23 protein-coding genes are annotated in these 26095 nt (G+C 66.8%); 13 read left to right on the forward strand and 10 right to left on the reverse strand.

Features of this window, described 5'->3' with window-relative positions; genetic code table 11:
* Nucleotides 1-236: 236 nt before the first annotated feature.
* The 3 genes from ACT53T_RS21075 to ACT53T_RS21085 form a co-directional block, all read right to left on the reverse strand.
* The gene (locus ACT53T_RS21075) at nucleotides 237-2219 is read right to left on the reverse strand and encodes a protein meaA (protein WP_476162710.1); all 1983 of its coding nucleotides are present in this window, start codon (nucleotides 2217-2219) and stop codon (nucleotides 237-239) included.
* Nucleotides 2220-2492: 273 nt separating this feature from the next.
* Entirely contained in the window at nucleotides 2493-2786 is a 294-nt protein-coding gene (locus ACT53T_RS21080; RefSeq protein ID WP_036294002.1) for a ribbon-helix-helix domain-containing protein, read from the reverse strand.
* Between the two features lie 4 nt (nucleotides 2787-2790).
* The gene (locus ACT53T_RS21085) at nucleotides 2791-4749 is read right to left on the reverse strand and encodes a glycosyltransferase (protein ID WP_476162711.1); all 1959 of its coding nucleotides are present in this window, start codon (nucleotides 4747-4749) and stop codon (nucleotides 2791-2793) included.
* A 140-nt stretch (nucleotides 4750-4889) separates the two neighbouring features.
* Between ACT53T_RS21085 and ACT53T_RS21090 the strand changes: the two genes are divergently transcribed.
* Complete coding sequence (locus ACT53T_RS21090) at nucleotides 4890-5696, forward strand: transporter substrate-binding domain-containing protein (protein ID WP_476162829.1); 807 nt, start codon at nucleotides 4890-4892, stop codon at nucleotides 5694-5696.
* Between the two features lie 12 nt (nucleotides 5697-5708).
* Here the strand turns inward: ACT53T_RS21090 and ACT53T_RS21095 are convergent, their stop codons facing one another.
* The 4 genes from ACT53T_RS21095 to ACT53T_RS21110 all read right to left on the reverse strand — a co-directional run bounded on the left by ACT53T_RS21095 (nucleotide 5709) and on the right by ACT53T_RS21110 (nucleotide 11173).
* The gene (locus ACT53T_RS21095) at nucleotides 5709-8186 is read right to left on the reverse strand and encodes a TonB-dependent receptor (RefSeq protein ID WP_476162712.1); all 2478 of its coding nucleotides are present in this window, start codon (nucleotides 8184-8186) and stop codon (nucleotides 5709-5711) included.
* A 134-nt stretch (nucleotides 8187-8320) separates the two neighbouring features.
* Nucleotides 8321-8785 (reverse strand): baeRF12 domain-containing protein, encoded by a 465-nt coding sequence (locus ACT53T_RS21100; RefSeq protein ID WP_476162713.1) that lies wholly within the window; start codon nucleotides 8783-8785, stop codon nucleotides 8321-8323.
* Nucleotides 8786-9032: 247 nt separating this feature from the next.
* The gene (locus tag ACT53T_RS21105) at nucleotides 9033-9281 is read right to left on the reverse strand and encodes a DUF2442 domain-containing protein (protein WP_161912034.1); all 249 of its coding nucleotides are present in this window, start codon (nucleotides 9279-9281) and stop codon (nucleotides 9033-9035) included.
* Nucleotides 9282-9508: 227 nt separating this feature from the next.
* Nucleotides 9509-11173 carry an acyl-CoA dehydrogenase family protein gene (locus ACT53T_RS21110; protein ID WP_476162714.1) on the reverse strand — a complete coding sequence of 555 codons (1665 nt, stop codon included), beginning with the start codon at nucleotides 11171-11173 and terminating at the stop codon, nucleotides 9509-9511.
* 232 nt (nucleotides 11174-11405) lie between these two features.
* Between ACT53T_RS21110 and ACT53T_RS21115 the strand changes: the two genes are divergently transcribed.
* Nucleotides 11406-12815, forward strand: a complete 1410-nt coding sequence (locus tag ACT53T_RS21115) for a cytochrome P450 (protein ID WP_476162715.1) — start codon at nucleotides 11406-11408, stop codon at nucleotides 12813-12815.
* A 1-nt stretch (nucleotide 12816) separates the two neighbouring features.
* Here the strand turns inward: ACT53T_RS21115 and ACT53T_RS21120 are convergent, their stop codons facing one another.
* Nucleotides 12817-14112 carry an O-acetylhomoserine aminocarboxypropyltransferase/cysteine synthase family protein gene (locus ACT53T_RS21120; RefSeq protein ID WP_476162716.1) on the reverse strand — a complete coding sequence of 432 codons (1296 nt, stop codon included), beginning with the start codon at nucleotides 14110-14112 and terminating at the stop codon, nucleotides 12817-12819.
* Nucleotides 14113-14348: 236 nt separating this feature from the next.
* Between ACT53T_RS21120 and ACT53T_RS21125 the strand changes: the two genes are divergently transcribed.
* Nucleotides 14349-14537, forward strand: a complete 189-nt coding sequence (locus tag ACT53T_RS21125) for a 4Fe-4S dicluster domain-containing protein (protein ID WP_018267040.1) — start codon at nucleotides 14349-14351, stop codon at nucleotides 14535-14537.
* A gap of 157 nt (nucleotides 14538-14694) precedes the next feature.
* On the opposite strand, the gene ACT53T_RS21130 is transcribed toward ACT53T_RS21125, so the two are convergent.
* On the reverse strand, nucleotides 14695-15120 hold the full coding sequence (locus tag ACT53T_RS21130) for a type II toxin-antitoxin system VapC family toxin (protein WP_476162717.1): 426 nt from the start codon (nucleotides 15118-15120) through the stop codon (nucleotides 14695-14697).
* The gene (locus ACT53T_RS21135) at nucleotides 15117-15365 is read right to left on the reverse strand and encodes a type II toxin-antitoxin system Phd/YefM family antitoxin (protein WP_476162718.1); all 249 of its coding nucleotides are present in this window, start codon (nucleotides 15363-15365) and stop codon (nucleotides 15117-15119) included. The genes ACT53T_RS21130 and ACT53T_RS21135 overlap by 4 nt, the downstream gene beginning before the upstream one ends.
* Nucleotides 15366-15566: 201 nt before the next feature.
* On the opposite strand from ACT53T_RS21135, the gene ACT53T_RS21140 reads away from it, so the two are divergent.
* The 10 genes from ACT53T_RS21140 (at nucleotide 15567) to phoB (ending at nucleotide 25965) form a co-directional block, all read left to right on the forward strand.
* Nucleotides 15567-16355 (forward strand): hypothetical protein, encoded by a 789-nt coding sequence (locus ACT53T_RS21140; RefSeq protein WP_476162719.1) that lies wholly within the window; start codon nucleotides 15567-15569, stop codon nucleotides 16353-16355.
* A complete protein-coding gene (locus tag ACT53T_RS21145; protein WP_476162720.1) occupies nucleotides 16267-17871 on the forward strand; it encodes a Y-family DNA polymerase in 1605 nt (534 codons plus the stop codon). Before ACT53T_RS21140 ends, ACT53T_RS21145 begins: the two co-directional genes overlap by 89 nt.
* Nucleotides 17872-18054: 183 nt before the next feature.
* A complete protein-coding gene (locus tag ACT53T_RS21150; RefSeq protein WP_018267043.1) occupies nucleotides 18055-19248 on the forward strand; it encodes a lysylphosphatidylglycerol synthase domain-containing protein in 1194 nt (397 codons plus the stop codon).
* Between the two features lie 71 nt (nucleotides 19249-19319).
* The gene (locus ACT53T_RS21155; RefSeq protein WP_018267044.1) at nucleotides 19320-20378 is read left to right on the forward strand and encodes an ATP-binding protein; all 1059 of its coding nucleotides are present in this window, start codon (nucleotides 19320-19322) and stop codon (nucleotides 20376-20378) included.
* 157 nt (nucleotides 20379-20535) lie between these two features.
* On the forward strand, nucleotides 20536-21585 hold the full coding sequence (gene pstS, locus ACT53T_RS21160) for a phosphate ABC transporter substrate-binding protein PstS (RefSeq protein ID WP_018267045.1): 1050 nt from the start codon (nucleotides 20536-20538) through the stop codon (nucleotides 21583-21585).
* Nucleotides 21586-21812: 227 nt separating this feature from the next.
* Nucleotides 21813-22844 carry a phosphate ABC transporter permease subunit PstC gene (gene pstC / locus ACT53T_RS21165; RefSeq protein WP_476162721.1) on the forward strand — a complete coding sequence of 344 codons (1032 nt, stop codon included), beginning with the start codon at nucleotides 21813-21815 and terminating at the stop codon, nucleotides 22842-22844.
* A gap of 3 nt (nucleotides 22845-22847) precedes the next feature.
* Nucleotides 22848-23687, forward strand: a complete 840-nt coding sequence (pstA, locus tag ACT53T_RS21170; RefSeq protein WP_018267048.1) for a phosphate ABC transporter permease PstA — start codon at nucleotides 22848-22850, stop codon at nucleotides 23685-23687.
* On the forward strand, nucleotides 23684-24469 hold the full coding sequence (pstB, locus tag ACT53T_RS21175; RefSeq protein WP_018267049.1) for a phosphate ABC transporter ATP-binding protein PstB: 786 nt from the start codon (nucleotides 23684-23686) through the stop codon (nucleotides 24467-24469). Before pstA ends, pstB begins: the two co-directional genes overlap by 4 nt.
* Nucleotides 24470-24499: 30 nt before the next feature.
* Nucleotides 24500-25225 (forward strand): phosphate signaling complex protein PhoU, encoded by a 726-nt coding sequence (gene phoU / locus ACT53T_RS21180; protein ID WP_018267050.1) that lies wholly within the window; start codon nucleotides 24500-24502, stop codon nucleotides 25223-25225.
* Nucleotides 25222-25965, forward strand: coding sequence for a phosphate regulon transcriptional regulator PhoB (gene phoB / locus ACT53T_RS21185; RefSeq protein WP_018267051.1), 744 nt, complete (start codon nucleotides 25222-25224; stop codon nucleotides 25963-25965). Before phoU ends, phoB begins: the two co-directional genes overlap by 4 nt.
* Nucleotides 25966-26095: the final 130 nt, after the last annotated feature.

Genomic DNA, 26095 nt, shown 5'->3' on the forward strand with positions numbered 1-26095 from the left:
ACGTCATGGCCGGGCTTGTCCCGGCCCATCCACGCCAGCACGCCGAGCGTGTCTTAGAAAGCTCGGCGTGACGCCGTAGCTGCGGCGGCGCCCGACGTGGGATGAAACCCGTCGAGGGCGGGCGCTTTCCTTCGGTTTCTCAGCTGCTCGGCGTGGATAGGCCGGGACAAGCCCGGCCATAACAGCCGCAGCGACGCGATGGAAAATCAGTCCAGAGCGCGAGGCGATGAGGCGCCTTACGCGCGCCCCTCCACGCTCTTCTCGATGATCTGCGCGAGATCGGTCATGATCGCGTTGAGATCATAGTTCTTCGGCGTGTAGACCGCCGCCACGCCATTGTCGCGCAGCAGCTTCTCGTCGGCCGGCGGGATAATGCCGCCGACGACGAGCGGCACTTCGCCGAGGCCCTTCTCCTTCATCAGCCGCAGCACCTCATGGGCGAGCGTCACATGCGAGCCCGACAGAATGGAGAGGCCGACGCAATGCGCGCCTTCCTTCTGCGCCGTCTCGACCAGCTCGGCGGGCGTCGAGCGAATGCCGGCGTAGATCACCTCGAAGCCGGCGTCGCGGGCGCGCACGGCGATCTGCTCGGCGCCGTTGGAATGGCCGTCGAGGCCCGGCTTGCCGACCAAAAACTTCGCGCGCGTGCCGATCTTGGTGGAGACGCGCTGCACCTCCTCGCGCACCGAGTCGAGCTGGCCGCCGACCTGCCGCGCCGTGGCGGAGACGCCGGTCGGCGCGCGATATTCGCCGAACACGCCGCGCAGCACCGTGCCCCATTCGCCCGTCGTCACGCCGGCCTTGGCGGCGGCGATCGAGGGCTCGACCATATTGCGGCCTTCCTTCGCGGCGCGCACCAGCGCGTCCAGCGCCGCCTGCGCAGCCTTGGCGTCGCGCTGCTCGCGCCAAGCGTTCAGCCGCGCGATCTGCTCGGCCTCGACATGCTCCGGCACGACCATGATCTGATTGTCGCCCGCGGTGAGCGGCGAGGGCTCGCCCTCGGTGAATTTATTGACGCCGACGACGATCTGCTCGCCGGCCTCGATCGCCTCGAGCCGCGCTGTGTTGCTCTCGACGAGCTTGGATTTCATATAGCCGGCCTCGACCGCCGCAGCGGCGCCGCCCAGCTCGTCGATCTTCTTCAGCTCGGCGACGGCCTCTTCCTTCAGCGCCGCGACCTTTTTGGCGATCGCCGGATTGCCGTCGAATATGTCGCCATATTCCAGAAGATCGGTCTCATAAGCCATGATCTGCTGCATGCGCAGCGACCATTGCTGATCGAAGGGCCGCGGCAGGCCGAGCGCCTCGTTCCAGGCCGGCAGCTGCACGGCGCGGGCGCGCGCGTTCTTCGACAGCACGACGGCCAGCGACTCGATCAATATGCGATAGACGTTGTTCTCCGGCTGCTGCTCGGTGAGGCCGAGAGAATTCACCTGCACGCCATAGCGGAAGCGGCGGGATTTCTCGTCCGTGACGCCATAGCGGTCGCGCGTGATCTCGTCCCACAGCTCGACGAAAGCGCGCATCTTGCACAGCTCGGTGACGAAGCGCATTCCAGCGTTGACGAAGAAGGAGATGCGGCCGACCACCTCGGCGAAATCCTTTTCCGAAAGGCCGGCGGTCTTCACCCCGTCGAGAATGGCGCAAGCGGTGGCGAGCGCATAGGCCAGCTCCTGCGCCGGCGTCGCGCCGGCCTCCTGCAGATGGTAGGAGCAGACATTCATCGGGTTGAACTTCGGACACTCTTTCGTCGTGAAGAGAATGAGGTCCTGCGTCAGCCGCAGCGATTGCGCCGGCGGAAACACATAAGAGCCGCGCGACAGATATTCCTTGATGATGTCGTTCTGCGTCGTGCCTTGCAGCTTTGCGCGCGGCGCGCCCTGCTCGTCCGCCGCCGCGATATAGAGCGCGAACAGCCAGACGGCGGTGGCGTTGATGGTCATCGACGTGTTCATATCCGCGATCGGAATGCCGTCGAACAAAGTGCGCATGTCGCCGAGATGCGACACCGGCACGCCGACCTTGCCGACCTCGCCGCGCGAGAGAATGTGATCGCTGTCATAGCCGGTCTGGGTCGGCAGATCGAAGGCGATGGAGAGACCCGTCTGGCCCTTGGCGAGGTTGGAGCGATAGAGAAGATTCGACTCCTTGGCCGTGGAATGGCCGGCATAGGTGCGGAACAGCCAGGGCTTGTCGCGACGGGGTGCGGATTCGGTCATGTGTTCGGTCCCTCCGGGACTTGCGATAACATAAGACGCAGGCGGGACGGAAGCGGGCGCCAGGGCGATCGGGTGAACGAGAAGCGGGGCCCAGAGAGGCGTTTCCACCTCCCCCTCGAGGGGGGGAGGTCGAGCGCCGAAGGCGATCGGGAGAGGGGTGAACGCCCCGAATCTTTCGCGTGGAACCCCACCCCGGATGGCTGCGCCATCCGACCCTCCCCCTGAAGGGGAGGGTGAGCGCGCCCTTTGGGGCGTTCGCCTGATCGGCCCAGGTCAGCCGCTCTTGCGGCCGAGCGCCCGCTCCATGGCGAACACGCGCAGGGCGGAGGAGAGATTGGCGCGGCCGCGGCCGGCGTCTATGCGCGCGACGAGGCCGGCGAGCGAGCAGCCCTCCTCCTCGGACGCCGCCTTCAGCGCCTCCCAGAAAATGCGCTCCAGCGACACGCTGGTGCTGTGGCCGGCGATGACCAGCGAATGCTTGGCGACGGTCGAGGCTTTGTCGTCCTCGGCCGCCGGCTCGGGGGGCGCGGCCCTGCTCGAGGGCGCGCGGGCGCGTCTGCGGGTCATGGTCTCATCGGTTCCGCGCTCCGGCGATCGGGAAATGCTCTGTCTTGTCCCAATAGAACGGCCTGACGCACAGCTCGCGCAAGGCGCGCCAGGAGGCGAGGGACAGCATCAGGCTCCACAGCGGCCAGCGCAGCAGCGCCGGCCAGAGCCAGAGAATATCCGCCTCGCCCATGGCGACCGCGCGCGGCCAGGCGCTGGCCGCGAGGCCGCCGGCGGCGATGAGGCAGAAGAGGACGCTGGCGAGGCCGTCGGCCAGCGTCCTCGGCGCCAGCAGCGCGCCGAAACCCGCGTCATGGACGAGGCAGAGGAGAAAGATCGGCCCATGCAGCGGCGCGACGAAGCCGCCCGCCAATAGAGCCAGCGTCGTGACGCCGCGCAGGGCGCCGAGATCGGCGAAATAGGCGGAAGGCTCGCGACAATGGACCAGCGCCGTCTGCATCCAGCCTTTCATCCAGCGGCTGCGCTGCGCCACCAGCGCGGTAAAGCGCGTCGGCGCCTGCTCCTGCGTGCGCGAGGCGAAGGTGCGGACCGTATAGCCGCGCCGCGCCAGCCGCAGGCCGAGATCGGCGTCCTCCGTCACATTGAACGCGTCCCAGGCGCCGACGGCGCGCAGCGCGGACAGGCGAAAATGATTGGAGGAGCCGCCGAGGAAAAAGGGCAGGCCGGCCGCCGAGGCGCCTTTGTCGATCACATCGAACAGGACGGCGTAGTCGATGCAGAACATGGCCGTCATCCAGCTGCGCCGATGATTATGGATGAACAGGCTGGCCTGCAGGCAGGCGAGAGTTTCATCCGCGACGGCGAACAGCGCAGCGGCGTCACGCAGCTGGCCGCGGTCGGGCAGATCTTCCGCGTCGAAGACGGCGACGAGCGAGCCGCGCAGAAAGGGCGTCGCCACATTCAGCGCGCGCGGCTTGGTGCGCGGCGCGCCGGGCGGCGCGACGATGATCTCCCACCCCGGCCGCAGATGCGCGGCGCGCAATGCGGCGACGGTCGCGGCGTCGTCGCATTCCACCACGAATTTGACGTCCAGCTTGGCGCGCGGATAATCGATCGCGTCCAGCGCCTCGGTCAATTGCGGAACCACGCCGGCTTCGTCGTAGAGCGCCACGATAATGGAATAGAGCGGCAGATCGCGCTCCTCCAAGGCCGGCGCGGCGCCGCTCGCCGCTTTGCGGATCGCGCAGAAATAAAGGCGCAGGCCGATATTGGCGAGAAACAGCAGAGCGAGCAGCGACGCGGCGGCGCGCGAGAGCGGCCCGGCCGGCGAGAGCCAGGCCGCGAGCAGAATGAGATTGCCGAGCGCGAAAGCGATGGGCGCGCGGCCGCCGAGCGCCCGCCGCGCCGCCAGCTCCGGCGCGACGCGCTCCACCGAATAGGCGGCGGCCTCGGCCAGCCGGCGCGACGAGGAGCGGCGCAGCGCCTCCTCGAAATGCGAGGGGCGGGTGATGGCGAAGAGCGGCCGCCCGGCGGAAGAGCGCGTCACGCCGACGAGCCGGGCGATATCGTCGCCGCGTGGCGCGAACAGCCAGCGCATCCCTCGCGGCTCCTCGGCGAGACGCGCGTAGCCGCGCGCGGCGTCCCGCTCCAGGCTCTCGGACGGCTCCAGCGCGGGCGGCGCCTCGAGATAGGGGACGCGCAGCTCGGCCGCCAGAATGCGATAGAAGCGCTCCTCTGGGATCAGCCCTTCGGCGATCAGCGCGGCGTCGGCCTTCACGCCCTGCCGCCGGGCGATGGTCGCGCCATATTGCAGCATGACCAGCGGCGCGCCATGGGCGGCGAGAAAGGCGATCTCCGGGGGAAGCGGCCGGCCGGCGCCGGGCGCGGGCGTCTCCGGCGCCGGGCGGGCGCGCTGGCGGGCGAGCGTGGACTCCGGCTCGCGGCGGCGCGGGAAAACGGCCCCGTCGTCGCGATGGGGCGCCGGCGGATACGGCGAAACCCTATCGACCGGATTCACGCTCATACGCTAATCTCCGCGACGCGCGGGCTCTGCCGCGCCGGGCGGCTGCGAGGCCTCGAATGATGTGCGAGAAAAGAACTGTGGCGGAAGCTTGGCGCAGAAGCGAAATTTTGACAAGCTTACGCTGCACGCTCGCGGCGATCATGGTGTCCGTCACCGCGCCGGCCTCCGCCGCGGACAGCGTCGTCGCGGCGGCGCCCTCCTTCTGGGACCCGGCCCGCAAGCTGGAAAAGCCCGACCTCTCGACGATCAAGCAGATCCGCTTTCTCACCGAGGATGATTTTCCGCCCTTCGATTTCGCTCTGCCGGACGGAACCATCGCCGGCTTCAACGTCGATCTGGCGCGCGCCATTTGCGAGGAGCTGGAGCTTTCCTGCACCATTCAGCGCCGGCGCTGGGACACGCTGGTCGCCGCTCTGGACGAAAACGCCGGCGACGCCGCCATCGCCTCTTTCGCCATCACGCCCGAGATGCGCAAGAAGGTGGATTTCACCCAGCCCTATTACACGACGCCGGGGCGCTTCGTGGTGCGCAAGGATTCGGTGCTGCCCGGCGCGACGCCCGAGGCGCTCGCCGATCGCACGATAGCGGTCGCCGCCGACAGCGCGCATGAGGCCTATCTGCGGAAATTCTTCCCCGCCTCCACGCTCGCGACCTATCCCAGCGCGCAGCAGGCGCGCACGGCGCTGAAGGAGGGCCGCGCCCATGCGATGTTCGGCGACGCCATCTCGCTGGCCTTTTGGCTGAACGGCGCCGACGCGGCCGATTGCTGCATGTTCAAGGACGGGCCTTACGCCGATCCCGCCTTTTTCGGCGATGGCGTCGGCGTCGCGGTGCGCAGGAACAATGTGGCCCTGCGCCGCGCGCTGGATTACGCGCTGGCGCGCGTCGCGCAAAAGGGCGTCTACGCCGAGCTCTATCTGAAATATTTTCCGGTGGGGCCTTATTGAGAGGCGCGCTCGTCACAAGAGCCTGACGCGCAGCGTGCCGCCGAAGACTCGCGGCTGGCTGGGCAGGCCGATCGTGGTCGGATTGCTGGCGTCGCCCGGCGACCACGAATAGAGCGGCCGCTCGTCGAAGACATTCTTCGCCCAGATCGACAGGCTGTATTGCTCGTCATCGGTCCGCAATCCGAGGCCTGCGTTCACTATGGCGAAAGGGGGCTGCCAGTATTGGAGCACCGAGTGCGGATCGGTGAGCTGCGTCTTGTCCTGCCAGGCCAGATTGACATAGCCGAAGCCGGTGACGGAACGATCCCATTCCGGTCCTAAGCCGCGAAGCAGCGGACCGAGCGGATGATCGTAGGTCGCGCCGACATTGAACGACCACAGCGGCAGATTCTCCCATCGCGTGTTGGAGCGTGACAGAGTGAGAGGCGCTGAGAGCGAGCCCGCTGTCGTCGGCCAGATCCAATCGGTCGGCGGCGTGGCGTTGGCGTAGTCGATCCAGCGCGCCTCGGTGTAGGCGCCGTTGAAGGAGAGCCACAGCCGCTCCACAGGGCTCCATCGGCCGACGAACTCGAAGCCGCGCAGCCGCAGATGGCCGACATTGCCGAGATAGGAGGTGCGGATCGGCTGCCCCGTGCTGTCTGTGTAGGAGGCGTCGGTGAGGCTCGTCTGGAAATTATAGATGTCGTTCCAGTAGACATTGAAATTGGCGATGAGGCGGTCGTCGAGCCAGCTGGTGTTGACGCCGAGCTCATAGTCCCAGGAGGTTTCCGGCTTGGTGACGAGAGGCTGCCAGCCTTTGAAATTGAGGGCGCTGTCGAGGATGGGCTGGGCCGAATTGTTGATTGCGCCCGATTTCTCGCCGCGCGCGACGAGCGCGTGGAAGAGGAGATGGTCGTCGAATTTATATTGCGGATTGAAGATCCCTGTGACCGAGTTGAGGGTCTTGCTCTGGCCGCCCGTATCGAACAAGGCTTGGCCGCCGCCGGCGCGAATGGCCGACTCCTGCTGCGCGAAAGAATATTGATTGGCATACAGCTGATCCCAGCTGAAGACGGAGCCTTCTTTGACCTCGTGGCTGTCGCGCACGCCAAAGGTGAGCGCCCATGCGTCGTCAATGTGATAGGTTCCCTGCCCATATCCGGCGACGCTGAAGGTCCGCGATTTGCTGTCGCGATTGTTCTGCAGGCCGCGCAGCAGCGCCGGCCGGCTGTACCAGGCGGCGGCGTCGGCGCCGAAGCGCGTGTAGGTGCGGCTCCAGGCGTTCTCGTAGAGCGAGAATAGTCCAGTGGTCCATTCGAGGCGGTCCTCCTTGGGCGAGGAGAGCCGGATCTCCTGGGAGAACTGATCGACATAGGGCGCGAAGACGCCGACGCTGGTCTCGAGCTCCTGATTGCCGAATGGATTATTGCCGATCACCCGCGAGTTTCCGAAGGCGGTGAGCGACGTCAGCGTGTGGCGGCCCAAAGTCCAGTTCAGCTCGTTCGAGACCATGAGGTGACGCTCGCCGAATCCTCCGGCGTTCGTGTCATAGGGGCGATAGGGATCGAAAGTGAGAATGCGCTTGCCGAGCCGCGCGGCGACATTCTGCGCGTAGCTGCGCGCCGGCAATGTCCCATTGGCGTAGATGAGCGACGTGTCGCCGACGGGTCCCGTCGTAAAGGCGCCGATCGCCGTGTATTCGTGCTGTGCGCCGGCGCTGAAGATCAAGCGGTCGGTCACGTCGTCGCCGACATAGAGAAGTTGCCCGCGCACGCCCCAGCGATCATTGTTCAGGTAGCTCGCGCCGGTGACCTGATCCCGAATCCAGCCATCGCCCTTGTCGAAATAGGCGGTGACGCGATAGGCCAGCTTGTCGTCGATGATCGGCCCGGTGACGTTCAGCTTCTCGATAAGGCGGCTGTAGCTGGCGAAGCTGGTCTCGATCGTCGCCTGGCGCTCGAAGGAGGGCCGTTGCGTCGAGACGACCACATTGCCGACCGTCGTATTTTTGCCGCCGGCCGTTCCCTGGGGGCCGAGCGCCAGCTCGAACGACGAGATGTCGACGAGGTCGCCTGCCTGGAAGCCGGCGTATTTCCAGAAGATATTGTCGACGATGTAGCCGGTGTCGAATTCGGCTCCGACCGGGTTGATATTGCCGCGGCTGAGCTGGCCCACAGTGCTGCTGACGCCGCGGATCGCCGGTCGCGAGGCGATGGGGTTGGATTCGTTGGGTCGATAATTCGGCACGAGCTGGGAAAAGTCTGAGAGGCGCTCGAGGCGCTGTTCTTCCGCCTTCTTGGAATCGACGAAGCCGATCGAGCGGGGCGTTTCGCGCAGCGTCGTGTCCTCTCGCCGCGCCGGGCTTTCGGCTCCGACCCGAACGTCCTCGATGCGCGCCTCCTGGGCGCGCGTCGCGATCGCCGAGTCGGCGGCGAAGGCGACGAGGACATATGCTATGAGCGCGCCGCTGGAGGACGACGGGCGATGAGCGAGGTAGTGGAGAAGCCGCATCTGACGCTCCTTTAAATATATATAGTCTATCAAATTAGTATGATTAAAGCCGAAGCCGCGTCCAGCTTTTTTTGTAGCGAATCAAAAGCCCGGCGCAGAGCCGCCCCTGCGCCGGGGTCCGAAAATGCCGCGGCTCACCCTTCCGCGCGGAACTCGCGCGCGAGAGCCTTCTCGATCTCGGGCAGAGGATGGCGGGTCAGATCCTTGTCCAGCTCGCCCTTCACCTTGCTCTTGGCTTTCGGCGACAGTTCCTGGCGCAGGTCGCCGAGCACGCGCGGCGGGGCGATGATGACGATCTCGCTCAATTCGCCGGCCTCGGCGGCGGTGTTGATGCGCTCGGCGATCGTTCTCGCGAAATGCTCCTTCTCCAGCTCGTGCCAATCGGCGTTCTCCACGGCGCTGCGCGGCGCTCCCGCCGTGCCATAGGCGCGGCCCGGCGCGTCGCTGCCCTGCTCGCGGGTCGGCGGATTGACGTCGACGCGCGCCTCCACGACGCGCAAATCGAGCAGATCGGGATCGCCGTGATTTTGCAGAAACAGGGCTCTGCGGCCGTCGCCGACGAGAACCCAGGCCCCATTGTGAACGGCAATATTGGTCATGTTTTTCGTCTTTCGTTGAACGCCCACATGACTCCATTTGGGAAGGGGAAGGGGCGACGGCAACCGTGGTGGATTGCCGCGCTTCAGCCGGCGGGCCGCGCGGGCTCGCGCTCGCTAGGGCGGAAAATGGCCTCGGCGCGCCAAAGGCGGATGGAATTATGAGAGAGTATGGCGCATCGTGGCCCGACGCCGCCTTCCGCCTCCCCGTTAACGCGGAGGCCGCGGAGTCTGGGCATGCTCGCCGGTCCTAGGCGGCCGCCTGCTTGCGCTTCGTCTGATCGCCGCGACCTGCGAGCAGGCCCGGTATGGAGATGTCCTCGTCGAGCGCGTCCCAGTGCAGGCCTTCGTCGCTGATCGTGAAAGCGAGGCGCTGCTCTCCAGTCGCGTGCAGCAACCGAGGAAACCATGTGAGCGGAACGCCGAGAGTGCGCCCGTCCGATAGCTCGACCCAGAAGCTGTCGTCATCGAAGCGCACGGATTTAGCCGAAATGCTCACGCTAGGCCCTCCATCGTATCCCTCGCCGACTCCCCCCTCGTGCTGAGGAGCGCCTGAAAGGCGCGTCTCGAAGCGCGGGCCGCGCCAGGCATCGCCGAACTTCGGCCAAGGCGCGGCGCGGGAAGAGAGCCGACGATCTCGCCCTTGGCCCGCCCTTCGAGACGCCCGCTTGCCGCGGGCTCCTCAGGGCGAGGGACTGGGGGCGAGACCGACAGCTCGCTCCCGTCTCAGCCTTCCAGCAAGCGCCTCGCGATGACCTGCGCCTGAATCTCCGCCGCGCCCTCGAAAATATTGAGGATGCGCGCGTCGCAGAGGACGCGGGAGACCGGATATTCCAAGGCAAAGCCATTGCCGCCGTGAATCTGCAGCGCATTGTCCGCCGCCGCCCAGGCGACGCGCGCGCCGAGCAGCTTGGCCATGCCGGCCTCGAGATCGCAGCGCTTGCCCTCGTCCTTTTCGCGGGCGGCGAAATAGGTGATCTGGCGGGCGACGTGAATCTCGATCGCCATTGTGACGATTTTGTCGAAGACGCGCGGGAAGGCGAACAGCGGCTTGCCGAATTGCACGCGCTCCTTGGCGTAGCGCAGGCCGAGATCGAGCGCCGCCTGGGCGACGCCGAGCGCGCGCGCCGCCGTCTGAATGCGGGCGGATTCGAAGGTCTCCATCAGCTGCTTGAAGCCCTTGCCCTCCTCGCCGCCGAGAAGATTTTCGGCCGGCACCTCGAAATTGTCGAAGCCGATCTCGAACTCCTTCATGCCGCGATAGCCGAGCACCTCGATCTCGCCGCCAGTCATGCCCTTGGCCGGGAAGGGATTCTCATCCGTGCCGCGCGGCTTTTCGGCCAGCAGCATGGAGAGGCCTTTGTAGCCCTTCTCGTTGGGATTGGTGCGGACCAGCAGCGTCATCACATCGGCGCGCACCGGATGGGTGATCCAGGTCTTGTTGCCGACCACCTTGTAGACGTCGCCCTCGCGCGTCGCGCGGGTGCGCAGGTTCGCGAGATCGGAGCCATTGTTCGGCTCGGTGAAGACGGCGGTGGGCAGGATCTCGCCGGTGGCGATCTTGGGCAGATATTTCTGCTTCTGCTCCTCCGTGCCGCCGACGAGGATCAGCTCGCCCGCGATCTCCGAGCGCGTGCCGAGCGAGCCGACGCCGATATAAGCGCGCGACAGCTCCTCCGAGACGACGCACATGGCGATCTTGCCGAGGCCCGAGCCGCCATATTCTTCCGGGATGGTGAGGCCGAAGACGCCCAGCTCCGCGAGGCCGGAAATGACCTCGAGCGGAATGTAGTCGTTCTTCAAATGCCATTCATGGGCGTGCGGCGTCACATTGTCGCCGGCGAATTTGCGCATCTCGCTGCGGATGGCCTCCAGCGTCTCGTCGAGGCCGGTGGCGCCGATCGTCTCGGCGGCGCCGTTATGGTCGATCAGCTCGGCGAGGCGGGCGCGATTGGCGCTGGTGAGGCCGGAGGCGATGAGGCTGTCCACCTGCGGAATATCGGCGGCGGCGATATCGGCGGGCGAGAGGCCGAAATCGGAGAGGCGGACGATCTCGCCCTGGCTCATCGGAATGCCGCCGAAGACCTGCGCCAGATATTCGGCGAAAGCGATGCGGGTGAGGAGATTCTCCACCTCGCCATAGGCGCCCTCGGACGAGAGGCGGTCGGCGTAGGCGAGCAGCTCGCGCAGGCCCTGCACATAGGTGGCGAACCAGGAGAGGCCGTGCGCGGCGTGCTGCTCCACCTCGATCAGCTCATTGGAGAGCTTGCCGTCCTTGGTGACGCGGGCGCGGACGGCGGCGAGCGCTTGCCCGTACAACGCCTCCACGGAGGCGAAAGCCGCCTTGGCGTCGGGCAGCCAGTTCGTGGAGGTGGTCTCGGTCGCGCTCATTCTCTCTCGCTCTTTTCAAGGGCGGGCCCGGCGGGGCCGCGGGTGACAGGATTTTTTCTAAATGCCGCCAATCGCGGGAGGACGCAACCGCCACGCGCGTCATCCGGGCCTCGAGGGCCGGGCGCGCGGCCGAGCGGCGCCGCAAAGCCGGCGAGTCCCGCGAGATCACAGAAAAAGCGAATTTCTCGCCGATAGGATCGGGCCGCGGAGCTCGATCATTGCGGAGGCCCTCATGTTTCACGATCCTGATTTCATGCCCTTCAGCCCGCGGCGGAAGCCGTCCTATCGGGCGGTGACGCATAATTATCTCGAGAATTATGCGCCCGAGGCCTATCGGACCGATTTTTTCACCTCGCAGGGCCTGTGGCCGGTCATTCCGCCCATGCATTATGTCGTCGACCCCGAGCTGATCGAGGAGCTGCTGGTCACGCGCGCCGAGGCCTTTCGCCGCGACGACATCGCCGCCAAGGCGCTGCGCGGGCCTGTCGAGGGCGACACGCTGTTCTTCTCGGAAGGCGCCGAATGGAAATGGCAGCGGCGCGCCATCTCGCCGGCCTTCCGCTATGAGAATATTCTGGCGCTGGTTCCCTTCTTCGTCCGCTGCGCGCAGGCGCAGGCGGAGGAGTGGCGGCGTCTCGGCGACGGCGCCGAGGTGGAGATCACCGAGGCCATGTCGCGCACGACCTTCGCCGTCATCGAGAAAGCCGTCTTCGGCGCCTCGGAGAATTTCGACGGCGAGCGCTTCATCGCGGCGCTGCGGCCGGTTCTCGGCAGCTTCGCCTGGCGCATGCTGGCCACCATGTTCCGTCTGCCGCCGGATTGGACGCCCTATCCGGGCCTGCTCTCGGCGCGCGCCGGCTCGCGATTTTTGCATGAGGAGACGGTGAAGCTGCTCGCCGAGCGTCGCGCCCGGCCCGAGCCGACGCGCGATATTCTCGGCCTTCTGCTGTCGGCCAAGGACCCGGAGAGCGGCCGCGTGATGACCGATGCCGAGCTGGTCGCCAATCTGCACGGCTTTCTGCTGGCCGGCCATGAGACGTCCGCCGTCGCGCTGGCCTGGACCTTCTGGCTGCTGGCCAAGGATCAGGCGAGCCAGCAGCGCGCCCGCGAGGAGGCGGAGCGCGTCGCCGGCGACGGCGAGATCACGCCGGAGACGGTCGAAAACCTCGCCTTCACGCGGCAGGTCCTGCAGGAGTCGATGCGGCTGTTCCCGCCCTTCGCCGCGCTCGGCCGCCAGCCGCGCGAGGACACGACGCTCGGCTCCCATCGCGTCGCCGCGAAGGAGCCCATCTATGTGCTGACCTGGTGCCTGCATCGGCACGAGAAGCTGTGGGAGGAGCCGACTGCCTTCGACCCCGACCGCTTCTCGCCGGAGCGGGCGAAGGCGCGTCATCGCTACGCCTATCTGCCCTTTGGCGCCGGGCCGCGCATCTGCGTCGGCATGGGCTTCGCGCTGACGGAGATGGCGACCATCGTCGCGACGCTGCTGCGCGAGTTCCGCTTCGAGACCGTCCCCGGCCATCGTCTGGAGCTGGCGCCGACCTTCGCCTTGCGGCCGAAAGGCGCGCTGCCGCTGCGCCTGACGCCGCTCGCGAAACATGCGCCGGCCCGGCGGGCGGCGCATGACGCCAGGGTTGCGTGACTCAGGCCGCGGCCTTCAGCGCGGAATCGAGATCGGCGAGAATATCGTCGATATGCTCTATGCCGATGGCGAGACGCACATAGCCGGGCGTGACGCCGGTCGCGAGCTGCGCCTCCGGCGACAGCTGCGAATGCGTCGTCGTCGCCGGATGGATCGCGAGGCTGCGAGCGTCGCCGATATTGGCGACATGATAGAAGAGCTTCAGCGCATCGATGAATCGCCGGCCGGCCTCGAGGCCGCCGGCGAGCTCGAAGCCGACCAGCGCGCCATATTTTCCCTTCAGATATTTATCGGCGCGCTCGCGCTCCGCGCCGCTCTGGCGCGAGGGATGAATGACCTTCGTCACCTCGGCGCGCTTCGACAGAAAATCCGCGACCGCCTGCGCATTGGAGACATGGCGCTCCAAGCGCAGCGGCAGGGTCTCTATGCCCTGCAGAGTGAGAAAGGCGTTGAAGGGCGAGACGGCGGCGCCGAGATCGCGCAGCAATGTCGTGCGCGCCTTGATGATATAGGCGACGGGGCCGAGCGGCTTGACCGCCTCCACCCAGACGGCGCCGTGATAGCTGGCGTCCGGCGTGTTGAGCGCGGGCTGGCGCGCAGGAAACTTCTCCCAATCGAAATTGCCGCCGTCGATGATGGCGCCGCCGATCGACGTTCCATGGCCGCCGATATATTTGGTCGTCGAATAGACGACGATGGCCGCGCCATGCTCGAGCGGCTTCACCAATAGCGGCGCGGCTGTGTTGTCGGCGATGAGCGGAATTCCATATTCGCGGCCGATCGCCGCGACTTCCGCAATGGGGAAGACAGTGAGCTTGGGGTTCGGCAGAGTCTCGGCGTAATAGGCGCGCGTGCGATCGTCGGTGGCGCGGCGGAAATTCTCCGGGTCGCTCGGATCGACGAAGCGCACCTCGAGGCCCTGGTCCTTCAGCGTGTTGGCGAAGAGATTCCAGGTGCCGCCATAAAGATCGGTGGAGGCGACGACATTGTCGCCGGCGCGCGCCAGATTTTGCAGCGCGAAGGCCGAGGCCGCCTGTCCCGAGGCGAGCGCGAGCGCCGCGACGCCGCCCTCGAGCGCGGCGAGACGCTCCTCGAGAATGGAGGTCGTCGGATTGCCGATGCGCGTGTAGATATTGCCCAGCTCCTTGAGCGCGAAGAGATTTGCGGCGTGCTCCGTGTCGCGGAACTGGTAGGAGGTCGTCTGATAGATGGGCGGCGCGACGGCGCCGGTCGTCGGATCGGAACGCCAGCCGGCGTGGAGGGCCAATGTCTCTGGATGCTTGCTGTCGATCGGCATTTCCGTCCTCGTTTTTTGGCGCCGCGGCGCGCTCGCTGGCGGATTTAACCGGATTATTAGTCTACGGGCAATGTGGGATTTCGAGGCCGCCGCCGGGCGCGCCGGCGCGGCGATCCGCCGCGAGCGGAGCCGGCGGATGCAAATTGAAACGATTCTTGCTTGCCCCCGATTGTCGCGTCGAGACGCGCGGCGCCGTTTCGCGGGCGCCGCGTCCCAAAACGATCGGGGAGAGTATTATGGCCTTGAAGATTATCGCGTCGCAATGCACCGTCTGCGGCGCCTGCGAGTTCGACTGTCCGACCGCCGCCATTCGCATGAAGGGCGACACCTATATCATCGACCCCAAGAAGTGCACGGAATGCGACGGCGAGTCTCCGCATTGCGCCGAGGTTTGTCCGGTTCCCGACACTTGCGTCCCTGCGTGACGCCAGACGCGACGAGATAGTCGGCGATATGAGCAGCCCTCCCCGGCGGGGTTTCCCCCGGGGAGAGGCGGAAGCGTGCTTGTTTTCAGGGGAGGCCGGCCGCATTTCAAAGCCGCGACACCCTGGTCATCGGGTGGCGGAGCCGAGACGCCCTTCGTCACGAGGGGGCAATCGTCTTCACGCCTCGGCGGCGCGCCGCCTCTGCGAGGCGCATGTCGAAAGTGACGAGCGTGTCGTTTCGATTTTCGCACAGAGCGAGATGCAATGCGTCCGGCGCCGATAGTTTCAAGGCAAAATCACGCACGAGACGATCGGCCAGCGTCATGTCGCGCGGAAGAGTGTCGATCGGAATCGTCATGCGCCGCGTCCATTCATCGAAATCATCGAGCGCCTCACGCATGAGCTTCTCGCTCGCCGGCTCGACGCGAAAACGCCGCGACATGACCGCGGCGAATTCGACTCTCGTGAAATCGCCGACGCATAATTCGCCCGGATTTGAATCGATCCAAGCGTCCGCCGCAGACGAGTGAATGTCCGCCGCGAAGAGCGCTACGAGCAGATTGGCGTCGAGATAGAATCTCACCGCTCCCTGTCCCGCATCTCGCGGATGATCGTGACGGCGTCCTCGCCGAGCGGGGGACGAGCGGCGCGGCGCGCGCGCAGCCGCGCCATTTCTTCGTCCGTCATTCTATCGGGCGCGCCCGCGCTCGGGCGCAATTCGACGACAGGCTTGCCATGGCGTGTGATCGTGACAGTTTCGCCTCGCAGGGTTTCGTCGATCAAGCGCGACAGTTGCTCTTTGGCGTTGGCGATGGAGTAACTAGGCATGCGCAGGCTCCAATCTGGCCATTTTCCACGAAAATAGGTCATTTTTCTCTGTCGCGGAAGCGGCAGCGGGCCAGGAGAAATACAAATTCACCCCTCGCTTGACTCTCCCCCTCAGCGGAGTCAGCATGAGAACAAATAGGCAACAATCTGGAGATCGGGGACCCGATGTCGCGCAGCGGCTCATCGGAACGCATTGTTTTTTTGCGTCGTCGGATCGCCGCGCTGGAGGCGGGCGGCGCGCCCGCGCCTGCGGCGGCTCCGCGGGACGAGGGGCTGTCGCGCCTGCTCGATCCCGGCCGCGGCGGCCTGCGCGAGGCCTTGCCGGCGCGGCCGACCGACGCTGCTGCGGCGGCGGGCTTCGCCTTCGCCCTGGCGCTGCGCCGGCTGCGCCTGCGGCCGCAGGGCGGGATCGTCTGGATCGCCGAGGATATGGCGGCGCGCGAGCTCGGCCTGCCCTATGGGCGGGGCCTGCAGGCGGCGGGCCTGCCGCCGGAGCTTCTGGTGCTGGCGCGCACGCGCCGTCCGCGCGAGACGCTCTGGGCCATGGAGGAGGCGCTCAAGAGCGGCGCCGCCGTCGTCATCGCCGAGAGCTGGGCCGATGCGAGCGCCTATGACCTCACCGCCTCGCGCCGGCTGGCGCTCGCCGCCCGCCGCGGCGATTGCGCCGGCCTGCTGCTGTTGCCGCGCGCGGCCGGCGCCGCGCAAAGGCTGGCCAGCGCCGCCGAGGCGCGCTTCGAGATCGCCGCCGGCGCGCCGCCGCCACGGGCCGAAGGCGCGCCGCGGCCCCTGCCCGGCCCGCCCGTTTTCCGCCTGCGTGTCGTCAAGGCGCGCGGCCTCGTCGGCGCCTTCGACCCGCAGGCCTGGCGCGACATTGTTTTCGATCATCAGGAGGCCGAGTTCCATGGGGCGCCTTTCCATGCGTTGCCTCGCCGTGCATCTGCCGTGCCTGTCGACCGACCGGCTCGCGCGCAAAAACGCGCCCTCGCCTGAGGCGGAGGCGCCCTTCGCCGTCTGGGCCAAGCTCGGCGGCGCCGAGCGGCTGACCGCCGTCGACGCGCGCGCCGAGGCGGCCGGGCTCGTCCCCGGCATGGCGGTCGCCGACGCGCGCGCCATGCGCCCCGCCCTGCGGCTGGCCGAGGCCGACCCGCAGGCCGACGCCGAGCTGCTGGGGCGGATCGCCGATTGGTGCCGCCGCTTCACCCCGCTCGCCGCGGCCGATCCGCCGAATGGGCTGCTCCTGGATATTTCGGGAGCGGCGCATCTCTTCGGCGGCGAGGCGGCGCTGCTGGCGGAGGTCGAGCGCCGCCTCGCCGCCCAGGGCTTTGCGGCGAGAGGAGCGATCGCGCCCGGCCCGGCGCTGGCGCGCGCATTGGCGCGCTTCTCCCGCCGGCGCCATGTGGCGGAGGGCGCGACCGGGGAGGAGCTGGAGGCGATCGCCGCCGGCCTTCCCATCGCCGCGCTCGATCTCGATGCGGAAGCCCGGCAGAGGCTGGACCGCGCCGGGCTGCGCAGCCTCGGCGATCTGCTGGCGCGGCCGCGCGCGCCGCTCACGGCAAGGCTCGGGGCGGAGGCCATGACGCGGCTCGACGCCATCGCCTGCCGCCGCCGCGAGCCGATCTCGCCGCGCTTCGAAGCCCCGGATTTCATGGCCGAGCGCCGCTTTCCCGAAGGGCTCACGCGGCAGGAGGACATAGAGCGCACGCTTCACGGCCTCGCCCACGAGCTGTGCCTGCTGCTCGAGCGCCATGGCGTCGGCGCGCGGGAGCTGGAGGCGGTTTTCTACCGCGTCGACGGCGCCGTCGCGCATATAGAGACGGGAACCAGCCGGCCGCTGCGCGATCCAGACACGATCGCCCTGCTGCTGCGCGAGCGCCTCGCCGTGCTGGCGGAGGAGGGGCTCGACACGGGCTATGGCTATGACGTGCTGCGGCTCGGCGCCGCGCGGGTCGAGCGCTGCGATGCGCCGCAGGAGGACCTCGGCCTCGGAAAAATCGATCTGGCCGGACGGGAAAATGCGCGGGAAAATGCGCATGACGCGCGGCTGGACGATCTCGTCGATCGCCTCGGCGCGCGGCTGGGGCCGCGCCGCGTGCTGCGGGCCTATCCGCAGGCCTCGCATATTCCAGAGCTCGCCGTCGCGCTGCGGCCCGCCTCCGCCCCCGCCCCTGCGGCGGCGGAGGAAGCCGCGCCGCCTTCCTATCTCCGCGCGGGCGTCCCGGCGCGGCCGTTGCGGCTGTTCGAGCGGCCGGAGCCGATCGAGGCGGTGGCGCTCACGCCCGACGGGCCGCCGCTGCGCTTCCGCTGGCGCCGGCTGCTGCACGAGCTCGCGGCCTATGAGGGGCCGGAACGCATCGCCCCGCAATGGTGGAGCGCGCCGGACAACGCCGCCACCCGCGACTATTTCTATGTGGAGGATCGGGAGGGCGGACGCTTCTGGCTGTTTCGCGAGGGGCTCTTCGGCCGCGAGAGCCAGCCGCCGCGCTGGTTCGTGCATGGCTTGTTCTGACGGCCCCTTCGCATGACGGTCCGGGCCGCCGCGTCATCTTATCGTCACGCTTCGGGGCGAAACCGAACCATGCTCTCCCCGCGACGTTCTCTTGCGACGCGCGGATGAACGATGGGCGGGCTCCGCGCCGGCGTCTCATCCCGCCGCCCGCGGGCGCGCGCAACAGGGACAAACGAGATTCCTATGAACGGACGCCGCGAGGCCCGCCGATCGCCTTTGAACTCCGCCGCCCGACGTCGTATCGAAGAGGCCTATTCCGCGCATATTCGACGACGCATCGAGGAAAGAGCGAAATTGAAGCGGCCAGACAGCGATCTTTCGGAGGCCGGCGTCGACGCGCCGGCCGAGGCGAAGCCCGATCCGGGCCAAAACGCGGGCCTCGATCTGCTGGCGACGGCGCGCCGCTATATCGCGCCCAATCTCGGCAAGGCGCTCGGCGGCGTCGCCAGCCTCGCCGTTTTCGCGCTCGCCGGCTTCGCTCTCGCCAGCGCGATCTCCAGCGTCAAATTCTCCGACGTTCGCGCCGCCATAGCGGCGATGAGCGCCGAGCAGATTTTCGCCGCCCTGCTGCTCACCGCGCTCTCCTATGTCGCGCTCACCGGCTATGACGCGCTGGCGTTGCGGCAATTGCGGCTGCATGTGCCCTATCGCATCGCCGCGCTCGCCTCCTTCGCGAGCTACGCCTTCTCCTTCAATCTCGGCTTTCCCGTCGTCACCGCGGCGGCGGTCCGCTATTGGATCTATGCGCGCGTCGGCGTCACCGCCGTGCAGGTGGCCAATGTCACCGTCATAGCGGGCGTCACCTTCTGGCTCGGCATGACCTCCGTGGTCGGCGTCGGCCTCATGGCGCGCGCCGGCGAGCTCGGCGCCATAGACAAGCTGCCGGCTTTCCTCAATTTCGGGCTCGGCCTCGCGACCTGCGCCGGCGTCGTCTATTATATCGTCTGGGTGTCGCTGCGCCGGCGCCGGGTGCGGCTGCGCGGGCATTTCTTCGAGCTGCCCGGCCTCGCGCCCACCGGCGGCCAGACTCTGCTCGGCGTCGCCGATCTCTGCTGCGCCGCGGCCGCGCTCTATGCGCTGCTGCCGCATGATGTCGATCTCGATTTCGCGACCTTCGTCTCGGTCTATGTCTTCGCCTGCATTCTCGGCGTCATCAGCCATGCGCCGGGCGGCATCGGCGTTTTCGAGGCGACGATGCTGAACGCTCTGCCCTCGCATTCGCAGGAGAGCCTTTTGGCCTCTCTGCTGCTGTTCCGCGTCATCTATTATTTCCTGCCCTTTATTCTCGCGCTCGCGCTTCTCGGCGCAGACGAAGGCTCGCGGCGCTGGAACAGCCTGCGCGAGACCATCGCCCGCATATTGGAGACGCGCGAGTGATCTGCGCCGCGCAGCGGTCGCGCGATTGAGGGGGCTCCCTTTCGGAGCCAGACGAAATGACGAGAGGACCGATGCCGGATCTACGCCGACGCTATCAGGGCGAAGCTCTGCTCGGCCTCGTCATCGACGCGCTGCCCGAAGCGGTCTTCGTCATCGATTCGGAGGCGCGCATCGTCGCCTCCAATCGCGCCGCGCGCTCCGTGCTGCCCTCGCTGCGGCCCAATGATCCGCTGGCCCGCAGCCTGCGCTCGCCGGATGTGCTGGACGCGCTGGATCGCGTGCTGCGCGGCGGCCAGCCGGAGAAGGTCATCTGGCTCGAGCGCCTGCCGGTGGAATGCTGGTTCGAGGTGCATATCGCGCCGCTGCGCCTCGAAGGCTATGAGAACGCCGCCGTGGTGAGCCTGCGCGACCTCACCGAATCGCGCCGCGTCGAGCGCATGCGCGTCGATTTCGTCGCCAACGCCAGCCATGAGCTGCGCACACCGCTCGCCTCGCTGCTCGGCTTCGTGGAGACGCTGCAGGGGCCGGCCCGCGACGACGCCAAGGCGCGCGACCGCTTTCTCTCCATCATGCGCGATCAGGCGCAGCGCATGTCGCGCCTCGTCGATGATCTCCTCTCCCTCTCGCGCATCGAGCAGCATCTGCATCTGCGCCCGGACACGCCGGTCGATCTCGGAATTCTCGTCGCCCATATCGTCGACACTCTGGCGCCCATGGCGGAGGACGGCGGCATAGAGCTGAAGCTCGACATAGAGGGCACGGTGGTGGTGCCGGGCGACCGCGACGAGCTCGCCCGCGTCGCCGAAAATCTCATCGAGAACTCGATCAAATATGGAGCCGGCCCGGTGGAGATCACGCTCTCCCCGCTCGGCGCTTCCGCCGTCTTCTCGGTGCGCGACCACGGTCCGGGCATAGCGCCGGAACATTTGCCGCGCCTCACCGAGCGCTTCTATCGCGTCGACGCCGGCAAGAGCCGCGCGAAGGGCGGCACCGGGCTCGGCCTCGCGATCGTCAAGCATATCGTGGCTCGCCACCGCGGCAGGCTCGCCATAGATTCCGCGCCAGGAAAAGGCGCCACTTTTCGCGTATTTTTGCCATTGATCGACCCGGACAAGCCCGACGGCGCCTGAGCAGTCGCAAATTCAGAAAATAAATCAGCCAGATACACTGTCATGTGACAGTCATCCCGCTGTCGTAAAACCCTCGCCGCGCGCCACTAGGGTGCGCCTCGCTGGGGCGCTGGACGCGCGCCGACACAGTGAACCTCGAGCTCGAAAGAGACCGAACATGCTTTCCAAAGTTTTCCATCGCGTCGCTTTGGCGACGACCCTGGCCGTGGCGACGGCGGGCGCCGCTTTCGCGATCGACATCTCCGGCGCCGGCGCCACCTTCCCCTATCCGATCTACGCCAAATGGGCGGACAGCTATAAGAAAGAGACCGGCAACGGCCTCAATTATCAGTCGATCGGCTCGGGCGGCGGCATCAAGCAGATCAAGGCGCGCACCGTGACCTTCGGCGCCTCCGACCAGCCGCTGAAGGCCGAGGAGCTGGAGGCCGCGGGCCTCACCCAATGGCCGCAGGTGATCGGCGGCATCGTGCCGGTCGTCAATCTGGACGGCGTCGCCTCCGGCGATCTCGTCCTCGACGGCAAGACGCTCGCCTCCATCTTCCTCGGCGAGATCAAGAGCTGGGACGACGCGGCGATCAAGAAGCTGAATCCGAAGGCGAAGCTCCCCTCCGCCGCGATCGCCGTCGTGCATCGCTCCGACGGATCGGGCACCACCTTCAACTTCACCAACTACCTGTCCAAGGTCAGCCCGGATTGGAAGGCCAAGGTCGGCGAGAACGCCTCGGTCGAATGGCCGGTCGGCATCGGCGCCAAGGGCAATGAGGGCGTGGCCAACAATGTCGCCAACACCAAGGGCGCGGTCGGCTATGTCGAATACGCCTACGCCAAGCAGAACAAGCTGAACTTCACCAAGCTCGTCAACAAGGACGGCAAGACCGTCGCCCCGACGACGCCGACCTTCCAGGCCGCGGCCTCCAACGCCGATTGGGCCAATGCGCCGGGCTTCTATCAGATCCTCACCGACCAGCCGGGCGCGCAGTCCTGGCCGATCACCGCCGCCACCTTCATCCTGCTGCCCAAGGCTCCGCAGGATGCGGCCGCGGCCGGCGAGGCGCTGAAGTTCTTCAGCTGGGCCTTCGCCAAGGGCGGCAAGGCGGCCGAGGAGCTGGATTACATCCCGCTGCCGGCCAATGTCGTCGCTCTTATCAAGAAGAGCTGGGCGGCCAATGTGAAGGATGCGAGCGGCAAGCCGCTGGCCTCGAACTAAAATATCGTCTGCGCGCCGGCGAGAAGAAATTTTCGCCGGCGCCGCTCGCGAGACGCGCGAGAGCCGCAGGTGTGGAATGTCGCGAAAGGTATGGAATGTCGCGAAACGACCTGCCCGCGAATGCGCCATGCCCGCTTCTTTTCGACGCGGCGCGGCTCGACGCGGTGAGTTCTCCCGAGACCTGCGCTATGACCTAAAGATGAAAAATCCGCCTTCGGGAGCGCGCGATGGACGTCGGCTTCAACCGCCAAACGAGAGACAATAGCGTGTCGGACCTAGCAATCGTAGAAGCGTCGCCCCGCGCCGCCGAAGTCGACCGCCGGCAAGTTCTCGGCCGCATGGCCTTGTTCGACTTCTTCTTTCATAATTTGACCCGCGCCGCCGCGGTGCTCGTCCTGCTCATTCTCGGCGGGGTGATCTTCTCGCTCGTCTATGGCTCTCTTCCGGCGATAAAAGCCTTCGGCCTCGGCTTTTTGACGACGGAATCGTGGAATCCCGTCACCGAGAGATTCGGCGCCGTGGCGCCCATCTACGGCACTCTGGTGACATCGACCATCGCCATGGTCATCGCCGTGCCGCTGGGCCTCGGCATCGCCATCTTCCTCACCGAGCTCTGCCCCCATGCGCTACGCCGGCCGATCGGCGTCGCCATAGAGCTGCTCGCCGGCATTCCCTCGATCATCTACGGCATTTGGGGCCTGTTCGTGCTGGCGCCCTTCCTGCAGCAGCATGTGCAGCCTGCGCTGATCTCGCTCACCGGCGACATTCCCGTGCTGTCGAGCCTCTTCGCCGGCCCGCCCTATGGCATCGGCATGCTGACGGCGGGCTTCATTCTGGCGATCATGGTGCTGCCCTTCATCACCTCCATCTCGCGCGACGTGTTCGACACGGTTCCGCCGGTGCTGAAGGAGGCGGCCTCGGGCGTCGGCTGCACGACCTGGGAAGTGATGCGCCATGTCGTCATTCCCTACACGCGCGTCGGCGTGATCGGGGGCGTCATGCTCGGCCTCGGCCGCGCGCTCGGCGAGACGATGGCCGTCACCTTCGTCATCGGCAACGCCCATAAGGTGTCGAGCTCGCTGCTCGCGCCGGGCACGACCATATCGGCGACCATCGCCAATGAGTTCACCGAGGCTGTCGGCGATCTCTACACCTCCGCGCTGATCGAGCTCGGCCTCATCCTCTTCGTCATCACCTTCTTCGTGCTGGCGGCGGCGCGCTTCATGCTGATGCGCATCGAGCAGAAATCGGGAGCCTGACCCTTGTCCCTCTATTCCTCCCGCCGCCGCATCAATATCGTCGCCACGACGCTGTGCTGGACCGGCACGCTGTTCGGCCTCGCCTGGCTGGTGCTGATCCTCGGCGCGCTGATCTATGAAGGCGCGCGCGGCCTCTCGCCGGCCGTCTTCACCGAGATGACGCCGCCTCCCGGCGCCACCGGCGGATTGCTCAACGCCATCGCCGGCTCGCTGGTGATGACGACGATCGGCGTGCTGCTCGGCACGCCGCTCGGAATGCTCGCCGGCACCTATATGGCCGAATATGGCCGCTACTCGAAGCTCAGCACCCTCGTGCGCTTCATCAACGACATTCTGCTCAGCGCGCCCTCCATCGTCATCGGCCTCTTCGTCTATACGGTGGTGGTGGCCCGCGTCGGGCATTTCTCCGGCATAGCGGGCGCGCTGGCGCTGGGCGTGCTGGTGGTGCCGGTCGTCGTGCGCACCACGGAGGACATGCTGCTGCTGGTGCCGCTGCCGCTGCGCGAGGCGGCGACGGCGCTCGGCCTGCCGCGCTCGCATATGCTGATGCGCGTCGCCTATCGCGCGGCGAAATCGGGCATCGTCACCGGCGTGCTGCTGGCCATTGCGCGCGTCTCCGGCGAGACGGCGCCGCTGCTGTTCACCTCGCTCAACAATCAGTTCTGGAGCACGGATCTCAACGCGCCGGTCTCCAGCCTGCCCGTCGTCATCTTCCAATTCGCGCTCTCGCCCTACAAGGACTGGCAGCAGCTCGCCTGGACCGGCGCTCTGCTCGTCACCATCGCCGTCCTTCTGCTCTCCATCACCGCGCGCGCGCTCAGCAGCCAGGGAAAACACAAATGACCGCCATGCCGGTTGTCGAAGCCACCATTCCGACCAAAGTCTCGGTTCGCGATCTGGATTTTTATTACGGATCGACAAAGGCGCTGAAATCGATCTCGCTGCCGCTCTACACCAATAAGGTGACGGCCTTCATCGGCCCGTCCGGCTGCGGCAAATCGACTCTGCTGCGCATATTGAACCGCATGTACGACCTCTATCCCAAGCAGCGGGCCGAGGGCGAGGTGCTGCTCGACGGCGAGAACATCCTCGACCCGCGCGTCGACCTCAATCTCCTGCGCTCGCGCGTTGGCATGGTGTTCCAGAAGCCGACGCCCTTCCCCATGTCGATCTACGACAATATCGCCTTCGGCATTCGCCTCTATGAGAAGCTCTCGCGCAGCGAGCTGGACGGGCGCGTCGAGGCGGCGCTGCGCGGCGCGGCTTTGTGGGACGAGGTGCGCGACAAGCTGAACTCCAGCGGCCTGGGGCTCTCTGGCGGCCAGCAGCAGCGCCTGTGCATCGCGCGCACCGTCGCCATTCAGCCGGAGGTGATCCTGTTCGACGAGCCCTGCTCGGCGCTGGACCCGATCTCGACGGCGAAGATCGAGGAGCTCATCGACGAAATGTCCGAGCGCTACACGATCGCCATCGTCACCCACAACATGCAGCAGGCGGCGCGCGTCTCCGATTTCACCGCCTTCATGTATCTCGGCGATCTCGTCGAGTTCGGCGAGACCAATAATCTCTTCACCGCGCCGCAGAACAAGAAGACGCAGGACTATATCACCGGCCGCTTCGGCTGAGCGCGCATCGCGCACGAGGACATTGAGACCATGAGCGAACATATCGTCAGCTCCTATGACCGCGACCTCGAAGTGCTCGGCCGTCGTATCGCCGAGATGGGAGGCATCGCCGAGAAAATGCTCGCCGAAGCCATGGATGCGCTCGCCAATTTCGACATAGAGCTCGCCCATCGCGTCGTCGCCACCGATCAGCGCCTCGACGCGCTGCAGCGCGAGATAGAGGAGAACGCCATCCTCACCATCGCGCGGCGGCAGCCGCTCGCCATCGATCTGCGCGAATGCATCGCCGCCATGCGCATCGCCGCCGATCTCGAGCGCGTCGGCGATCTCGCCAAGAGCATCGCCAAGCGCACGGTGAAAATCCTCTCCGAGGCGCGGGTGCCGCGCGCCGTCATCGGCCTCAAGACGATGGCGGAAGTCGCGGCCATTCAGCTGAAGGACGTGCTGGACGCCTACGCTCAGCGCGACGTCGAGCGCGCCCGCGCGGTCTGGACCAATGACAGCGAGCTCGACGCGCTGGAAGATTCGGTGTTCCGCGATCTCCTCACCTTCATGATGGAGGATCCGCGCAACATCTCCTTCTGCACGCATCTGCTCTTCTGCTCGAAGAACATAGAGCGCATCGGCGATCACACCACCAATGTCGCCGAGACGATCGTCTATCTCGTCACTGGCGAGGCGATGCCGACCGACCGCCCCAAGGGCAAATCGGCGAGCCTCCCCGCCAGCGCGGAACCGGATGAGCCCACGAAATGAATGAAATCCGCGTCGCCGCTCCGCGCGAGGCGCCGCACGACAGGGCGCCGCGAATTCTCGTCGTCGAGGACGACGCGGCGCTGGCGCTGCTGCTCGGCTATAATCTCGAGGCCGAGGGCTTTCTCGTCGAGCATATAGAGCGTGGCGACGAGGCGGAAATCCGCCTCGCCGAATCGCAGCCCGATCTCGTCATTCTCGACTGGATGCTGCCCGGCGTCTCCGGCCTCGAGATCTGCCGGCGCCTCCGCGCGCGCGACGACACGCGCAGCATGCCGATCATCATGCTCACCGCGCGCGGCGACGAGAATGAGCGTGTGCGCGGCCTCTCCATCGGCGCCGACGATTATGTGGTGAAGCCCTTCTCGCCGCCGGAGCTGATGGCGCGCGTCCATGCGCTGCTGCGCCGCGCGCGGCCGGAGCGGGTGGCGACGCGCCTCGTCGCCGGCGACATAGACCTCGACCGCGAGACGCGCCGCGTCAAGCGCGGCGGACGCGAGATTCATCTCGGCCCGACCGAGTTCCGCCTGCTGGAATATCTGATGGAGAAGCCCGGCCGCGTCTTCTCGCGCGCGCAATTGCTGGACAGCGTATGGGGCCTCTCGGCGGAGATCGACGAGCGCACCGTCGACGTGCATGTCGGCCGCCTGCGCAAAGCGATCATCCGCGGCCGCGAGAAAGACCCGATCCGCACCGTGCGCGGCACCGGCTATTCCTTCGACGAGACTTTTGGAAGGAATTGAGGAGGCGATGCGAGCCTGACCGCGGTCCAGGGGGCGCTTTGGATCGCGAGCCTTAGGCTCGCTTTTGTCTGCACGCGCTCCCTCCGCCCATCGTCATTGCGAGCGTAGCGAAGCAATCCTTCAGCCGTGG

The sequence above is a fragment of the Methylosinus sp. DMC45 genome, assembly GCF_056313885.1.

Coding starts and splice junctions, on each gene's coding strand:
- ACT53T_RS21075 (WP_476162710.1), bottom strand. CDS start 2,219: ATGACCGAATCCGCACCCCGTCGCGACAAGCCCTGGCTGTTCCGCACC.
- ACT53T_RS21080 (WP_036294002.1), bottom strand. CDS start 2,786: ATGACCCGCAGACGCGCCCGCGCGCCCTCGAGCAGGGCCGCGCCCCCC.
- ACT53T_RS21085 (WP_476162711.1), bottom strand. CDS start 4,749: ATGAGCGTGAATCCGGTCGATAGGGTTTCGCCGTATCCGCCGGCGCCC.
- ACT53T_RS21090 (WP_476162829.1), top strand. CDS start 4,890: ATGGTGTCCGTCACCGCGCCGGCCTCCGCCGCGGACAGCGTCGTCGCG.
- ACT53T_RS21095 (WP_476162712.1), bottom strand. CDS start 8,186: ATGCGGCTTCTCCACTACCTCGCTCATCGCCCGTCGTCCTCCAGCGGC.
- ACT53T_RS21100 (WP_476162713.1), bottom strand. CDS start 8,785: ATGACCAATATTGCCGTTCACAATGGGGCCTGGGTTCTCGTCGGCGAC.
- ACT53T_RS21110 (WP_476162714.1), bottom strand. CDS start 11,173: ATGAGCGCGACCGAGACCACCTCCACGAACTGGCTGCCCGACGCCAAG.
- ACT53T_RS21115 (WP_476162715.1), top strand. CDS start 11,406: ATGTTTCACGATCCTGATTTCATGCCCTTCAGCCCGCGGCGGAAGCCG.
- ACT53T_RS21120 (WP_476162716.1), bottom strand. CDS start 14,112: ATGCCGATCGACAGCAAGCATCCAGAGACATTGGCCCTCCACGCCGGC.
- ACT53T_RS21125 (WP_018267040.1), top strand. CDS start 14,349: ATGGCCTTGAAGATTATCGCGTCGCAATGCACCGTCTGCGGCGCCTGC.
- ACT53T_RS21135 (WP_476162718.1), bottom strand. CDS start 15,365: ATGCCTAGTTACTCCATCGCCAACGCCAAAGAGCAACTGTCGCGCTTG.
- ACT53T_RS21145 (WP_476162720.1), top strand. CDS start 16,267: ATGGGGCGCCTTTCCATGCGTTGCCTCGCCGTGCATCTGCCGTGCCTG.
- ACT53T_RS21150 (WP_018267043.1), top strand. CDS start 18,055: ATGAACGGACGCCGCGAGGCCCGCCGATCGCCTTTGAACTCCGCCGCC.
- ACT53T_RS21155 (WP_018267044.1), top strand. CDS start 19,320: ATGCCGGATCTACGCCGACGCTATCAGGGCGAAGCTCTGCTCGGCCTC.
- pstS (WP_018267045.1), top strand. CDS start 20,536: ATGCTTTCCAAAGTTTTCCATCGCGTCGCTTTGGCGACGACCCTGGCC.
- pstC (WP_476162721.1), top strand. CDS start 21,813: ATGGACGTCGGCTTCAACCGCCAAACGAGAGACAATAGCGTGTCGGAC.
- pstB (WP_018267049.1), top strand. CDS start 23,684: ATGACCGCCATGCCGGTTGTCGAAGCCACCATTCCGACCAAAGTCTCG.
- phoU (WP_018267050.1), top strand. CDS start 24,500: ATGAGCGAACATATCGTCAGCTCCTATGACCGCGACCTCGAAGTGCTC.
- phoB (WP_018267051.1), top strand. CDS start 25,222: ATGAATGAAATCCGCGTCGCCGCTCCGCGCGAGGCGCCGCACGACAGG.